This window comes from Stenotrophomonas maltophilia group sp. Smal13, assembly GCF_030236855.1.
Lineage (GTDB): Bacteria > Pseudomonadota > Gammaproteobacteria > Xanthomonadales > Xanthomonadaceae > Stenotrophomonas > Stenotrophomonas maltophilia_A.
Genome location: NZ_JASJSQ010000008.1, coordinates 23,602 through 37,733 on the forward strand (window position 1 = coordinate 23,602; position 14,132 = coordinate 37,733).

A 14,132-nucleotide genomic window follows, 5' to 3' on the forward strand; every position below is an offset into this window, starting at 1 on the left:
TCGGCGCTTTGTTTCCCTGAGTGCCAACCAAGGTTGGCAGCTACCGCATCATCGGCGAGGTGACCGGTAGGTGCCGACCTTGGTCGGCACGGAACCAACCGCATCCACGCATGGCGTGGATCTACAACGCCGGTGCGCCCACCAGCAGCAGCTCCAGCACGAACCAGCCCGCGAACGCGACCAGCAGGATCGCGCCTTCGCCGCGGCTGATCTTCAGGTCGCCGCGCAGCATGGGGTACAGCACCAGTGCGAAGGCCAGCAGCGCCGGCAGTTCCAGGCGCACGAACGAGGCCGGCAGGGCCAGCGGCTGCAGTACGGCCATCGCACCAATCACCAGCAACAGGTTGACCACGCTGGAACCCAGCACGTGGCCCAGCACCATGTCGCCATGACCACGGCGTGCGGCAGCAATCGCGGTTGCCACCTCCGGCAGCGCGGTACCGATCGCGACCGGCAGCAGACCGACCAGCAGCGGCGTCCAACCCAGTGCAGTACCGAAGTCCGCTGCGGCCCCCACCACCAGGCGTGCGCCCCAGTACAGGGCCAGCGCGGCGATCAGCACCCGCAGTACATTCAACGGCAGGCTGGTGCGGCTGAGTGCGGACTCGGCGATGGCTGCCTGCACCTCCGCACTCTCGCTGCGACCACGGCGCAGCAGCAGCACCTGCACCACGATGAAGCCGGCCAGCAGCACGCCGCCCTCCCAGCGCGCCAGGCCACCATCAAGACCGAACAGGATCAGCAGCACGCCGGCCGCCAGCAGCGACCACCACAGCACCGTCTGCAGGCGCGCGCGCAGCAGCAGTGGCACAGCCATGGCCGCCACGGCCAGGGTCAGGCCCAGGTTGACGATGCTGCTGCCCACCGCGTTGCCCAGCGCCAGCTCCGGCTGACCGACCGCCAGCGCGCGCGCGTTGACCGCCAGTTCCGGCAGCGAAGTGGTCACGCCGAGCAGCAACAGGCCAGCCGTGAACGGACTGGCCCCGAAACGTTGCGCCAGGCCGGACACGGCCTTGACGATGGAGTCCCCGCCCAGCGCCAGCAACAGCAGGCCGAGCAGGAACCAGGCAATGGCAATGGCGATCATCGAGCACTCCCCCAGCGGTCGTGGCGCGATTCTACGCTGGCCCCGCGCGCATGGCTGGGCCGTAGATCAAGGATCAGCCACAGCCTTCCACATAATCGACCTGCGGGGTCTGCCCGACCCGCCACGCGCCGACCCGGCCGTCCGCACCGAGCGCGAAGTCGATCACCGCCCCACCCTCCTGCGCCGGACGCACGCGCAGGTGCTGGGCCTTCTCGTCGTACTTGTCGGGGCCGACGTCACCGCGCTCGGGGTACAGCACCTGCAGCTCGCCCAGGGTCATGCCGACCTTGCCGCCGCCCGGTGCGATGATGGCGGCGCTGCGCACGTCGTAGCGCACCAGCTTGCGGCCCTCGATCATCAGGCGCGGGTCTTCGGCATTCTGCGGTCGCAGGAAATAGCAGCCATCGTTGCTGTCGTCGACCGGCAGCGGTTTGCCACTGGCATCGGTGCCCAGCCCCTGCAACGGCGCGCCGAAGCCACTGCGGACCTCAGCGATGCCGGCACCCAGCTTCGCGCCGGCGAAGCCCTCCAGGTGCGCGGGACTGTCCTCGCGGCGGTCATTGGCTGGACGGGCTGCCAGATCAGGATCCGTCGACTGCGCGGGCCCGGTCGCCGAGGCGGTTTCGGCCGGGGTATCGCTGCCGCTGCCGGCCGCCCCCTGTTTGTCCTGGCCGCCGCAGGCGGTGAGCGAAAGGAGCAACAGACCAGCAAGCGGAAGGTGCTTCATCGGTGCGGTTCCCTGGCACGAAGGTGGCTGCACGCTAGCCCATCCTGTGTGCAGGCGCTGCATTGTCATCGCGGTTTCATCGCCTTCGTTCAGGCTCGGCGAGCACCGATCTGGCCGTCCCTTCCATGCAACCGCGCAAGACCGATCTCGCCCGAACCGCGCTGCAGGCCCACCGCGCGCCGCTGGACATGCGCCAGCGACGGCTGCTGATCCTGTGCGACGGCCAGCGCACCATTGCCGACCTGACCGGCCTGCTCGGCCAGGACGCACCTGCGATGGTCATCCAGCTTGTGCAGGCGGGGTACCTGAGCACTGGCGTCCCAGCACCGTCGCCCGCAACCGCGGTAGCGCCGGTGCCCACACCGCCGGCAGCCGCACCTGCAGCACTTGCTGCACCCGCGGTCGAACGCCGCCGCTCGCTGGTGGCCGCGCGCATCTATGTGCTGGGCATCCTGGAGATGCAGCGCCACCCGCAGGCGGCTGCACTGTTCCGCGACCTGCAGCAGGCGCGTGCGGAAGACGAGGTGCTGCAGCGGCTGCAGTCGGCGATGCAGATGCTGCCCGGGCTGACCTCGGACGGCTATTGCCAGCGCGTACGCCAGCGCCTGCTGGAAGCGCTGCCGCTGGAGCATTGCGACGCGTTCGTCGAGGCCGCCTGAAGAAAAAGGGGACGGAGGGGATTAAGTCGTTTCGAACACAGGTGTGCTGTTTGCGACTTAATCTCCTCCGTCCCCTTTTCCGGATCAGCGGAAGTTGTTGCGCAGGCCGTTCCAGCACTGCTGGTAATCGCCCTGGCGATGGCCGGCGGCCAGCGCCTGTGCGGTCGGGCGGATCACTGCGCGGGTCTCGAACATGAAAGCCATCGTGTCCTTGATCACATCGGCCTTGGACAGGTCCGCATTGGAGGCCTTGTCGAAGGTCGGCGCGTCCGGGCCGTGGCCGCTCATGCAGTTGTGCAGCGATGCGCCACCCGGCACGAAGCCTTCGGCCTTGGCATCGTAGGCGCCATGCACCAGGCCCATGAACTCGCTGGCGATGTTGCGATGGAACCACGGCGGACGGAACGTGTTCTGCGCCACCAGCCAGCGTGGCGGGAAGATCGCGAAGTCCATGTTGCTGGTGCCGGGCGTGTCGCTGGGCGAATGCAGCACCAGGAAGATCGACGGATCCGGGTGGTCGTAGCTGATCGAACCGATGGTGTTGAAGCGGCGCAGGTCGTAGCGGTACGGCGCGTAATTGCCATGCCAGGCCACCACGTCCAGCGGCGAGTGGTCGATCGGCGCGCGCCACAGGCGGCCCTCGAACTTGGCGATCAGCTCGAAATCACCATCGATATCCTCGAACGCCGCGTGCGGAGTTTCGAAGTCGCGCGGGTTGGCCAGGCCATTGGACCCGATCGGACCGAGGTCCGGCAGTTTCAGCAGCGCACCGTAGTTTTCGCAGATATAGCCGCGGCTCGGGCCATCGGGCAGTTCGACGCGGAAGCGCACGCCGCGCGGGATCACCGCGATCTGCTGCGGCTCGATCTCGATCACGCCCAGCTCGGTCAGCAGGCGCAGGCCGCCCAGCTGCGGCACGATCAGCAGCTCGCCATCGGCATCGTAGAAGTAGCGGCCGACCATGTCGCGGTTGGCCGCATACAGATGGATGCCCACGCCGGCATGCGCGTCGGGCGAGCCGTTGCCACCCATCGTGTACAGGCCTTCGACAAAGTCGGTCGGCAGTTCCGGCAGCGGCAGCGGGCTCCAGCGCAGCTGGTTCGGCGAGGCCGGCTGTGCGCCGAAATCACACTGCAACCGCGACTGCGCGAACGGGGTGAACTCGCCATGGGTCACCGCCGGGCGGATCCGGTACAGCCAGCTGCGGCGGTTGCTGCCGCGCGGCGCGGTGAAGGCGGTGCCGGTCAGCTGTTCGGCGTACAGGCCGTGGGCCACCTTCTGTGGCGAGTTCTGCCCGACCGGCAGCGCGCCGGCGACGGCCTCGGTGGCGAATTCGTTGCCGAAACCGGACTGGTAGCCGCGGGCGGTGATGGCGGTGGACATGGGGGCTCCTGGGTACGGCGAGACCGGAACGGAAAGCAGCCGAGCATGGCTCGGCTCTACAGATGAGCAGGCGCCGGGCATGACCCGGCGCTACCGTTGAACGTTACAGTACGCCGCGGCGGATCTGGTCGCGCTCGATGCTTTCGAACAGCGCGGTGAAGTTGCCTTCGCCGAAGCCTTCGTTGCCCTTGCGCTGGATGATCTCGAAGAAGATCGGGCCGATGCAGTTCTGGGTGAAGATCTGCAGTAGCTTGCGCTGGTGGGTTTCCGGATCGGCATCGATCAGGATCTTGTTCTTGGCCAGGCGCGCCACGTCTTCACCGTGGTTCGGCACGCGCTGGTCGATCACGTCGAAGTAGGTCTCCGGCGTGTCGAGGAAGTCCACGCCCTGCGCGCGCATCGCTTCGACGGTCTCGTAGATGTTCTCGGTGAAGCAGGCGATGTGCTGGATGCCCTCGCCCTTGTACGCGTCCAGGTACTCGTTGATCTGGCTCTTCGGGTCGGACGATTCATTCAGCGGAATGCGCACGATGCCGTCCGGCGCGGTCATCGCCTTGGACACCAGGCCGGTCTTCAGGCCCTTGATGTCGAAGTAGCGGATCTCGCGGAAGTTGAACAGGCGTTCGTAGTAGTCCGACCACTGCTGCATGTTGCCGAAGTACAGGTTGTGGGTCAGGTGGTCGATGAAGGTCAGGCCGAAGCCCACCGGGTGCAGGTCGGCACCGGCGATCGGCTCGTAGTCGCCGTCGAAGATGCTGCCAGCGCTGCCGTAGCGGTCGACCAGGTACAGCATGCAGTCGCCGATGCCCTTGATGACCGGCGCGCTGACCGCCTTGCTGTCCGGCTTGAAGGCGATGGCTTCGGCGCCGTTGCCCAGCGCGGTCTGGTAGACCTCCTGGCCCGGCTTCTTGAAGCGGATGGCGAAGCCGCAGGCGCACGGGCCGTGCTTTTCGGCGAAGTCCGAAGCGAACGAATCGGGGTCTTCGTTGACCAGGAAGTTGACGTCGCCCTGGCGATAGACGGTAATCGGACGCTGCTTGTGCTTGAGCACCGCGCTGAAGCCCATCTTCCGGAAGTACTCGTGCAGCTCCTGGCCACGGCCGGCCGGGGCGGCGAATTCGACGAACTCGAAGCCGTCGATGCCCATCGGGTTCTCGAAGGTGGTGACCTGCATGCCGGGGTTGGGGTGCGAGGCGGTCGGGACTGCGGTATTCATGGCGTGGCTCCGAATCGGTACCGCATCGGTACAAACCAGGTGCGGGCAGGTAGGGACCCGGCGAGAATGCAGGGTCTGGACCTACCCCTTATAGTTACACTTGAAACCACCAGCAAGGTGCACCGCAACATGAGCCCCGCCGATCCCGTTTCGACCCGCCTGCGTTCCTCGCACGTCCTGCTCGACCTGGAACAGTTCCTGCCGTACCGGCTGAGCGTGCTGTCCAACCGGGTCAGCGGCAACATCGCCAAGCTATACGGCGATCGTTACGGTCTGGCGATCCCCGAGTGGCGGGTGATCACCATCCTGGCGCTGTACCCGGGCTCCTCGGCCAGCGAGGTCTCCGACCGCACGGCAATGGACAAGGTGGCGGTCAGCCGCGCCGTGGCCCGCCTGCTGGAGCGTGGCTTCATCAAGCGCGAGACCCACGGCGACGACCGCCGTCGCTCGGTGTTGGCGCTGTCGGCGGCCGGCTTCGAGGTGTACGAGACCATCGCGCCAATGGTGATCGAGATCACCCGCAAACTGATGTCGGTGCTGAGCGAAGAGGAAGAGCAGGTGCTGGAAAAACTGATCCTCCGCCTGGCCGGCGAAGGCCTGGAGCGGATGGGCGAAGGGGTCTGAAAGAAAAAAGGGGACGGAGGGGATTAAGTCGTTTTGGCCCCCCAGATCGCGGGTTCCGACCCCGACCGGCAGCGGAACAGTGGCTGGGCGATTGTCGTCCGCCCCCTTTGATCTGACGGGACCCGCTCTTTGGCGGACTGCGGACCGACCGCAAACGATGCCATCGGACGCATTACCCCCCGCAGGTCCCGTCCTGAAGTGTCGCCCTCGCCCGGCGACATTTCCGCATTGGCCCGATACGGCCCGTTTCCGCCAGGCTGGTGTATCGAAACGGGCTGATCCAGTGAATTCTCCTATTGGACTGCTCACGTGTGCGGCCTGACGGTAAACGTTCAACGGGTATCAGCCCGGCCATGGATCCACATCGGACGGGCCCCCTCATGGATGACTCGCATTCAACGCTGCCGCATGGCCAGGAATTGCTGGCCGATCTCAGAGAGCTGATCTGCGCGGCGCGCAACAGGATGCACAGAACCATCAACAGCGAGCTCACGCTGTTGTACTGGCGGATCGGGCGGCGCATCCACGCTGATCAGTTGAGGGGCCGACGGGCCCGCTACGGAGAGCTTGTCTTCACCCGGATAGCCAAGGCGCTGACGACCGAATTCGGTACCTCCTTCGGTGAAAAGAGCCTGCGCCGGATGGTGCAGTTCTCCACCGCATTTGCGGACGAGCAGATTGTCGTATCGCTGATACGACAATTGAGCTGGACCCACTTCATCGCACTGATCCCCCTGGCGGATCCGCTCAAGCGTGACTTCTATGCGCAGATGGCCGCCACCGAGGGCTGGAGTGTGCGCATGCTGCGCCAGCGCATCGATTCGATGTTGTACGAGCGCACGGCGCTTTCCAGTCAACCCGAGCAGACCATCGCCGATGAGTTGGCGGCACTGCGTGGCAACCAGCAGCTGTCTCCAGGGCTGGTACTGCGTGATCCCTACGTCCTGGATTTTCTTGGCCTGAAGGACAGCTGGGACGAGCAGGACCTTGAAAGCGCGATCCTTCGCGAGATGCAGGGCTTCCTGCTCGAACTTGGCACGGGCTTCAGTTTCGTCGCCCGCCAGAAGCGCATCCAGATCGACGGCGATGACTTCCACCTTGACCTGCTGTTCTACAACCGGCGCCTGCGCAGGCTGATCGCCATCGAGCTGAAGATCGGCGAGTTCAAGCCCGCCTATAAAGGGCAGATGGAACTCTACCTGCGCTGGCTGGACCGCTACGAACGTGAGGACGGCGAGCAGGCGCCGTTGGGCATCATCCTCTGCACGGGGAAGAAGGTGGGTCAGATCGAATTGCTGGAGCTGGATCGCTCAGGCATCCATGTTGCGGAGTACCTGACCACGCTGCCCTCTCGTGAGGTCCTCAAGCAAAGACTGCAGACCGCCATGGAGCGGGCCCGGCAACAGCTGCAGACTGCGGCACCCGGCCCCCTGTAGATCCACGCCGCGCGTGGATGGCGCTCATGCTTCAGCTCAGATGCTTGCGCCGCGCATGGATCCACGGCACCGCCAGCGCAGCGATGGCCCCCCCGGCGAAGCCGAGCGAGGCGGCAACCGTGGCCGCTTCGACCGCGCCCGGCAGCGCCAGCGCAGCAGCCACCAGCAGCAGCGACGGCAGGCCGACGAAGGTGCCCAGGAAGAAGTGCCAACGCGGTGACCAGGTGTTGAGCTGCAGCAGGCTGACCGGCTGCCAGGCGTCGGATGCGGTGTCTTCGGCGATCTTCGCCACGACCTTGCCCAGGTCCACTTCCGGCAGCGCGCGCCCATGCCGTGCGGTCGCCAGCAGTTCGGCCACCGCCTCCACCGGCGGGAAACTGGACGGCCACGCGACCGGTGCCGGCACGCCGTAGGCGGTCAGCAGCGGCACGCTCAGCCACGGCGCCACCAGCGGGCGCATGCGGCGGCGGCCATGCACGCACCAGATCTGCGGCTGGCCGTGCGCGGTGACGCTGTACAGCGCCAGTTCGTTGGCCGGCGGGTAGCCGAGCATGGTCACCCGCGCGGCCAGGCTCTCCTGGCCCATCGCGCGCAGGAAGCCGGGGCGGCTGCGCCCTTCCTGCATCCACGCCAGCCCCAATGCACCCACCAGATAGGCCTCCGCCACGTCCTTGCTGCCGGCGGTGGCGCGCTCGTCGCTGGCCAGGTACCAGGCCAGCGACTTTGGTTCAGAGACGTCCTCCAGGCCCCAGCGGCTGTCGTCACCCAGCACGTGGCGCACCGGCAGGCGCGCCGACGCGGTTTCGCCGCGTTCGCCCGGCTGCAGGAACGGCAGCACGCCCTGGATGAACGTGGACAGTTCGATCGCACGCACGCCTTGGCCCTGCCATTCCGGCGGCAGCAGCCCGGCCAGCTGGCCGTCGGCGGCCAATGCATCGAGCCGTGATTTCTGCTCGACCAGTTTCTGCACCGCCCCCTTCAGCACCACGTTGTCGGGCAGCGCGATCTGCGGCAGGCGGTGACGCGGCGGTGCCAGTTCAACGGTGTCCTCGCCGGTACCGGCGTCATCCAGCAACGCCTCCTGCGGCGGCAGGGTCACGCCCTCGCCTGCCCCAGCCTCGGCCAGGTCGCTGGCAGGTTCGGGCAGTCGTTCGGCGTGGTCGCTGTGCATGGGCGTTCCGGAAGGTTGCATCGACGGGATGTCGACTGAGGTCCTTGCCGGTAACGGCGTACGTGCGGTGAAGTTGAGACGCCGTTTCAGAGAGTGTGACCGCACCCACAGTAGAGCCGCGCCAGGCGTGGATGCACCTCTGTGCCGGCCAGCGGCCGGCACTACCCTATTCCGGTTTGTCAGGTGCCCACTGCTTGAGGAACGCGGTCACGCGCGCGGGCTGGAAGGCTTCGCCCTTGCGCAGCTCGCCGGTCGCCTGCGACACCAGCAGTCCGCCATCGGCATCGAGTACCAGCAGGTACGGGTAGTCGCGTTCCATCATCGGGAACTGGGCGAAGAAAGCGGTGTTGGGCTGTTCGTCGCTGGCGTTGACCTTCACCCACACGTAGTGGGCATCGCGGAAGCGGCGCAGGTCGCCGTTGCCTTCCACCACCTCGTCCAGCGCCCGGCAGCGCTCACAGGCGGCGTTGCCGACCTCGAGCAGGATGCGCTTCTTGCCGCGCTGGGCTTCCACCTTGGCGGTGGCCAGATCGTCGGCGGGGTTGCGGGCCGGGTCGAACTGCGCGCCGAGCCCTGCGATGGCGGCGATGTCCGCCGCCACCGGGGTGTTGCCCGAGGCCACCGGTTCGCTGGGGTCAGCGACCGGTGGCTCGGTGGGTCGGGTATCCAGAGGCTGCGTAGGCTCGGCGGCGGCGGCAGGCGGTTGCGGTTGGGAACAGGCGCCGATCAGCGCCACACAGACCACCACCACTGCACCACCGAGCTTGCTGCGCATGCCTACTACCCTCTCATCATCATTTGACGCCGTGCATCAGCTTGTTGATCAGCGGGGCCACCAGGAACAGCACCACGCCGGAGCCGATCAGGGCCCAGAACCCGAAGGTATACCCCTTCAGGGCCGACTCGACCGTCATGCCGCCTTCACCACTGACCACGCCAGCGAAGATGCCCGACAGGTTGTTGCCGATGCCGGTGGACAGGAACCAGCCACCCATGCCGAAGCCGACCAGGCGCACCGGGGCCAGCTTGGTCACCATCGACAGGCCGATCGGCGACAGGCACAGCTCACCCACCGACTGGATGACGTAGACCATGAACAGGGTCCAGAACGGGATCTTGCCGTCCACGACCATCTGCGACAGCGCGTACATCAGCAGGGCGAAGGCGGCGCCGTTGAACAGCAGGCCCAGGCCGAACTTGCGCGGAATGGACGGGTTGGCGCGGCCCAGGGCCACCCAGATCCAGGCGATGATCGGCGCCAGGGTGATGATGGCCACCGAGTTGACCGACTGGAACCACGCGGTCGGGAAGGTCCAGTCACCCATCTGGCGGTTGACGATGTTCTCGGCCAGGAAGGTGAACGAGCTGCCGGCCTGCTCGAAGAACATCCAGAACATCACGTTGAAGGCGAAGATGATCAGCATCGCGATCACGCGGTCGCGCTGCACCTTGCCCTCGCGGATGCCCTCGACCAGCAGCAGGATGGCCAGCGCGGTGAACATCGCGCCCAGGATCCAGGCCAGTGCGGTGGCGCCGGTGGCCAGCAGGAAGTAGGCGACCGGGATGGCGACCACGGCACCGGCCAGCACCATGATGATGCGGCCGAAGCCTTCAGCGCCGGCCGGCGGTGCACCGATGCCCTTCAGGCCGGCGCGACCGATGTAGAACCACACCAGCGAGATCAGCATGCCCACGCCCGAGGCGATGAACACGACCTTGTAGGACGGCATCGCGTCGGTACCGAAGACCTTGCGGGCCAGGTACTCGGTCAGCACCGGGGCGATCATCGCGCCGATGTTGATGCCCATGTAGAAGATGGTGAAGCCCGAATCGCGGCGCTCGTCCTTCAGGCCGTACAGCTTGCCGACCATGGTCGAGATGTTGGGCTTGAACAGGCCGTTGCCGACGATGATCGTGGCCAGGCCGAGCTTGAAGATGTGCTCCTGCGGCAGCGAGATCATGAACAGGCCGGCGGCCATGATGATCGCGCCGGTCAGGATCGATCGCTGGTAACCCAGTACCCGGTCGGCCACGTAGCCACCGAAGATCGCTGCGGCATACACCAGGGCCAGGTAGGCGCCGTAGATGCGGCTGGCGTCGCCTTCACCGGCAGCGCTGCCGTTGTAGAACTGGGCGACGATGTACAGCACCAAGGCCCAGCGGATGCCGTAGAACGCAAAGCGCTCCCAGAACTCGGTCATGAACAGCATCCACAACGGGCGCGGGTGGCCCAGCGTGGTCTTGAAGTCCGGCAGCGCCGGCTCTGGGGTGTTCGCAGTGGCGTTTACGCTCATGCGGATTTCCTGGTTCGGTGGATGACGAGCACGTCCGATGTGCAGTTGGAGCAACGCGCGAGGATCACCGACTTCTGGCGTTCACGTCAAATACACGCCGTTTGAGGCAGGTGCCAGCCTGCTCCCTGAACTTGCATCTGAAACGATCCAGCCGCCGGCCGGGATCCAAGCTGAATACGGATCAGCCCTGTTCTGCCGGGGGCCCGGCCTGCAGGCTGGTCCGCACCTGGAACAGTTCAGGGAAGAAGGTCAGTTCCAGCGCCTTGGCCAGGAAGCCCACGCCGGACGAGCCGCCCGTGCCGCGCTTGAAGCCGATCACCCGCATCACGGTGCGCATGTGTCGGAATCGCCACAGCTGGAACGCGGTCTCCAGGTCCACCAGGTCCTCGCACAGCGAATACTCGCGCCAGTAGCGGTCGGTGTCCTGGTAGATGCGTTCGAAGACCGGCTGCAGTGCGTCATCGGCCACATGCGGCTGGGTCCAGTCGTGGGCCTCGTACACCGCCGGGACGGCATGGCCGAAGCGGGCCAGGTATTTCAGGAATTCCTCGTACAGGCTGGGCGCCTCCAGCACGGTGCGCAGCTGCGCCTGCCCGGCCGCATCGTGCTCGAACACCTGCAGCATCTGTGCGTTCTTGTTGCCCAGCAGGAACTCGATGTAGCGGTACTGCAGCGACTGGAAGCCCGACGACGGGCCCAGCACGTCGCGGAAGCCCATGTACTCGGACGGGGTCAGCGTTTCCAGTACCGACCACTGCTCGGTCAGCTGGCGCAGCACCTGCTTGCTGCGCGCCAGCACCTTGCGGCACTGCCAGACTTCATCACGCTGCAGGAAGCCGATTGCGGCACGCAGTTCGTGGCCAAGCAGCTTCAGCCACAGCTCCGAGGTCTGGTGCTGGATGATGAAGAGCATCTCGTCATGGTGCGGCGGGTTGGACAACGGCTGCTGCGCGCTGAGCAGCTGGTCCAGCCGCAGGTAGCCGCCATAGGTCAGCCGCCCCTGCAGGTCGGTGTGGATGCCGGCTTCGAGATCGCGTTGGTTGTTGTCGACGGACATGGGCGGGACCAGATCGGGGGCGGCAAGGGTAGCGCGTTGCCGCCGCGCTGGCAGCCGCCGGGTCCATACCGGGGCGTGCGGTTGGTCGTGGAGCATCGGCCGATGCCGGGGCTGCGCGTGGAACCGTCCGCGCCGTTGTACTGGCGGTCAGCCAGAGGCGTATTCTGATGCTTTGCAGCAACGACTGAATACGTTGTTGTTATTGGCCCCCCACCCGCCGGCAGGGGTAAAACGGGGAATCGCCGTGTTGCGGCGCAGGAAGGCTATTCCGTACGCGTTCCTTAACATGGCGATTCATATCATTTGTAACTTCTCTGTCGAAGGTGCAGTACGCAATGACGGTTGCCGCTGAATTCAAGATCGAATACCTGCAGTACCTGGATACGGACGGCAAGCTCGTCCGCGATGACCTGCCCGCGTCGCTGCGCGACCCCAAGGTCCTGGTACCGCTGTTCAAGCAGATGCTGTTCGTACGTACGTTCGACAGCAAATCCATTGCGCTGCAGCGCACCGGCAAGCTCGGCACCTATGCCGCCTGCCTGGGCCACGAAGCCGCGCACGTGGGTATCGGCGCTGCGATGCAGAAGGACGACGTATTCGCACCTTCGTACCGCGAGTATGGCGCGATGTTCATGCGTGGCGTGCGCCCGCACGACGTGCTGATGTACTGGGGCGGCGACGAACGCGGCAACGATTATGGCGGCAACGCGGCCAAGGACTTCCCGTTCTGCGTGCCGATCTCCACCCAGTGCCTGCATGCCGCAGGCGCGGCGCTGAAGTTCAAGCTCAACAAGGAACCGCAGATCGCGGTGGCCGTGTGTGGCGACGGCGGCAGCTCCAAGACCGACTTCTACGCGGCCCTGAATTCGGCCGGCGCCTACAAGCTGCCGCTGATCCTGTGCATCGTCAACAACGGCTGGGCCATCTCGGTTCCGCGTTCGGCCCAGACCGGTGCCGAAACGCTGGCGCAGAAGGGCCTGGCCGGCGGCCTGCACTGCCTGCAGGTGGACGGCAACGACCTGATCGCAGTGCTGGCGGCAATGGAGCAGGCACGCGAACGTGCGCTGGCCGGCAACGGTGGCACCGTGCTGGAACTGATGACCTACCGCCTGTCCGACCACACCACCGCCGATGACGCGCGCCGCTACCGCGACGACGCCGAAGTGAAGGATGCCTGGCAGCGCGAGCCGATGCTGCGCCTGCGCAAGTACCTGATCAACGCCGGTGTGTGGAGCGAAGAAGAGGAAACTGCTTGGGTCGCCGAATGCGGCGCGCGCGTGGACGAGGAAGTGAACCTGTACCTCAACACGCCGGTGCAGCCGGTCGAGGCGATGTTCGATTTCCTCTACGCCGATCCGCCGCAGGACCTGCTGGCCCAGCGTGCCCAGGCGATCGCCCTGGAGAAGCGCCATGGATGAGATCAAGAACGGCGCGCCCGGCGCGCACACCAACGCCGCCGACAGCGCCGCCGTCGCGCGCGGAGAAGAGAGCATGACCACCACCCCCATCACCCTGATCGAAGCCATCACCCAGGCACTGGCCTGGGAGCTGGAGCACGATCCGTCGGTGCTGGTGCTGGGCGAGGACGTGGGCGTCAACGGCGGTGTGTTCCGCGCCACCGCCGGCCTGCAGCAGCGCTTCGGCTCCGAACGCATCCTCGACACCCCGCTGGATGAAACCACCATCGCCGGCCTGACCATCGGTCTGGCGGCACAGGGCATGAAGCCGGTGGCCGAGGCCCAGTTCGACGGTTTCATGTACCCGATGGTCGACCATATCGTCTGCCACGCCGCCCGCCTGCGTTACCGCACGCGTGGCCGCCTGCACTGCCCGATGGTGCTGCGCGTGCCGTGGGGCGGTGGCATCCGCGCACCGGAACACCACAGCGAAGCCAACGAGGCGATCTTCACCAACGTGCCGGGCCTGCGCGTGGTGCTGCCGTCGTCGCCGCAGCGCGCCTACGGCCTGCTGCTGGCCGCGATCCGCGAGCCGGATCCGGTGATCTACATGGAGCCCAAGCGCATCTACCGCCAGTACAAGGAAGTGGTCGTCAACGACGGCGAAGCCTTGCCGCTGGACGTCTGCTTCGTGCTGCGCGATGGCACCGATGTGACCCTGGTGACCTGGGGCGCGCAGGTGAAGGAAGCGCTGGAAGCGGCCGACAAGCTGGCCGGTGAAGGCATCAGTGCCGAAGTCATCGACGTGGCCACGCTGCGTCCGCTGGACTTCGCCACCATCGCCGAATCGGTGGCCAAGACCGGCCGCTGCGTGATCGTGCAGGAGGCCCCGAAGACCGCGGGCTTCGGCGCCGAAATCGCTGCGCGTCTGGCCGAGGAATCGATCTACGACCTGCTGGCCCCGGTCGAGCGCGTCACTGGCTACGACACCCACATTCCGCTGTTCCGCCTGGAAATGAAGTACCTGCCGAGCGTTGAGCGGATCGTGGCTGCGGCCAAGCGCGCGGTGGCGGCCGGCTGA

The 14,132-nt window shown here is 66.3% G+C and carries 13 protein-coding genes; 5 read left to right on the top strand and 8 right to left on the bottom strand.

The features are described 5' to 3' along the window. Positions 1-121 precede the first annotated feature (121 nt). Positions 122-1,087 (bottom strand): sodium:calcium antiporter, encoded by a 966-nt coding sequence (locus QRO95_RS04590; RefSeq protein WP_180838409.1) that lies wholly within the window; start codon positions 1,085-1,087, stop codon positions 122-124. A gap of 73 nt (positions 1,088-1,160) precedes the next feature. Further along, positions 1,161-1,814, bottom strand: coding sequence for a hypothetical protein (locus QRO95_RS04595; RefSeq protein WP_049401679.1), 654 nt, complete (start codon positions 1,812-1,814; stop codon positions 1,161-1,163). 125 nt (positions 1,815-1,939) lie between these two features. Here QRO95_RS04595 and QRO95_RS04600 point away from each other — a divergent pair, with 125 nt between their 5' ends. Further along, on the top strand, positions 1,940-2,473 hold the full coding sequence (locus QRO95_RS04600) for a hypothetical protein (RefSeq protein WP_121504228.1): 534 nt from the start codon (positions 1,940-1,942) through the stop codon (positions 2,471-2,473). Positions 2,474-2,557: 84 nt separating this feature from the next. Here the strand turns inward: QRO95_RS04600 and hmgA are convergent, their stop codons facing one another. Continuing rightward, the gene (gene hmgA / locus QRO95_RS04605) at positions 2,558-3,856 is read right to left on the bottom strand and encodes a homogentisate 1,2-dioxygenase (protein WP_285301770.1); all 1,299 of its coding nucleotides are present in this window, start codon (positions 3,854-3,856) and stop codon (positions 2,558-2,560) included. 103 nt (positions 3,857-3,959) lie between these two features. Further along, positions 3,960-5,072 (bottom strand): 4-hydroxyphenylpyruvate dioxygenase, encoded by a 1,113-nt coding sequence (gene hppD, locus QRO95_RS04610; protein ID WP_176433087.1) that lies wholly within the window; start codon positions 5,070-5,072, stop codon positions 3,960-3,962. Between the two features lie 66 nt (positions 5,073-5,138). On the opposite strand from hppD, the gene QRO95_RS04615 reads away from it, so the two are divergent. Together QRO95_RS04615 and QRO95_RS04620 are read left to right on the top strand one after the other, a co-directional pair. Then, on the top strand, positions 5,139-5,696 hold the full coding sequence (locus tag QRO95_RS04615) for a MarR family winged helix-turn-helix transcriptional regulator (protein ID WP_005411341.1): 558 nt from the start codon (positions 5,139-5,141) through the stop codon (positions 5,694-5,696). Between the two features lie 380 nt (positions 5,697-6,076). Further along, positions 6,077-7,132, top strand: coding sequence for a YhcG family protein (locus tag QRO95_RS04620; RefSeq protein WP_285301771.1), 1,056 nt, complete (start codon positions 6,077-6,079; stop codon positions 7,130-7,132). 31 nt (positions 7,133-7,163) lie between these two features. Here QRO95_RS04620 and QRO95_RS04625 read toward each other — a convergent pair whose 3' ends face one another. The 4 genes from QRO95_RS04625 to QRO95_RS04640 form a co-directional block, all read right to left on the bottom strand. Continuing rightward, positions 7,164-8,303, bottom strand: a complete 1,140-nt coding sequence (locus tag QRO95_RS04625; protein ID WP_285301773.1) for a hypothetical protein — start codon at positions 8,301-8,303, stop codon at positions 7,164-7,166. A 166-nt stretch (positions 8,304-8,469) separates the two neighbouring features. Continuing rightward, positions 8,470-9,078, bottom strand: coding sequence for a thioredoxin family protein (locus QRO95_RS04630; protein WP_285301774.1), 609 nt, complete (start codon positions 9,076-9,078; stop codon positions 8,470-8,472). Positions 9,079-9,097: 19 nt separating this feature from the next. Then, the gene (locus QRO95_RS04635) at positions 9,098-10,597 is read right to left on the bottom strand and encodes a peptide MFS transporter (RefSeq protein WP_032127146.1); all 1,500 of its coding nucleotides are present in this window, start codon (positions 10,595-10,597) and stop codon (positions 9,098-9,100) included. A 181-nt stretch (positions 10,598-10,778) separates the two neighbouring features. Further along, the gene (locus QRO95_RS04640) at positions 10,779-11,654 is read right to left on the bottom strand and encodes a tryptophan 2,3-dioxygenase (protein WP_121504224.1); all 876 of its coding nucleotides are present in this window, start codon (positions 11,652-11,654) and stop codon (positions 10,779-10,781) included. 335 nt (positions 11,655-11,989) lie between these two features. On the opposite strand from QRO95_RS04640, the gene pdhA reads away from it, so the two are divergent. Together pdhA and QRO95_RS04650 are read left to right on the top strand one after the other, a co-directional pair. Continuing rightward, positions 11,990-13,072 (top strand): pyruvate dehydrogenase (acetyl-transferring) E1 component subunit alpha, encoded by a 1,083-nt coding sequence (gene pdhA / locus QRO95_RS04645; RefSeq protein WP_285301776.1) that lies wholly within the window; start codon positions 11,990-11,992, stop codon positions 13,070-13,072. Then, complete coding sequence (locus tag QRO95_RS04650) at positions 13,065-14,132, top strand: alpha-ketoacid dehydrogenase subunit beta (RefSeq protein ID WP_019338598.1); 1,068 nt, start codon at positions 13,065-13,067, stop codon at positions 14,130-14,132. Before pdhA ends, QRO95_RS04650 begins: the two co-directional genes overlap by 8 nt.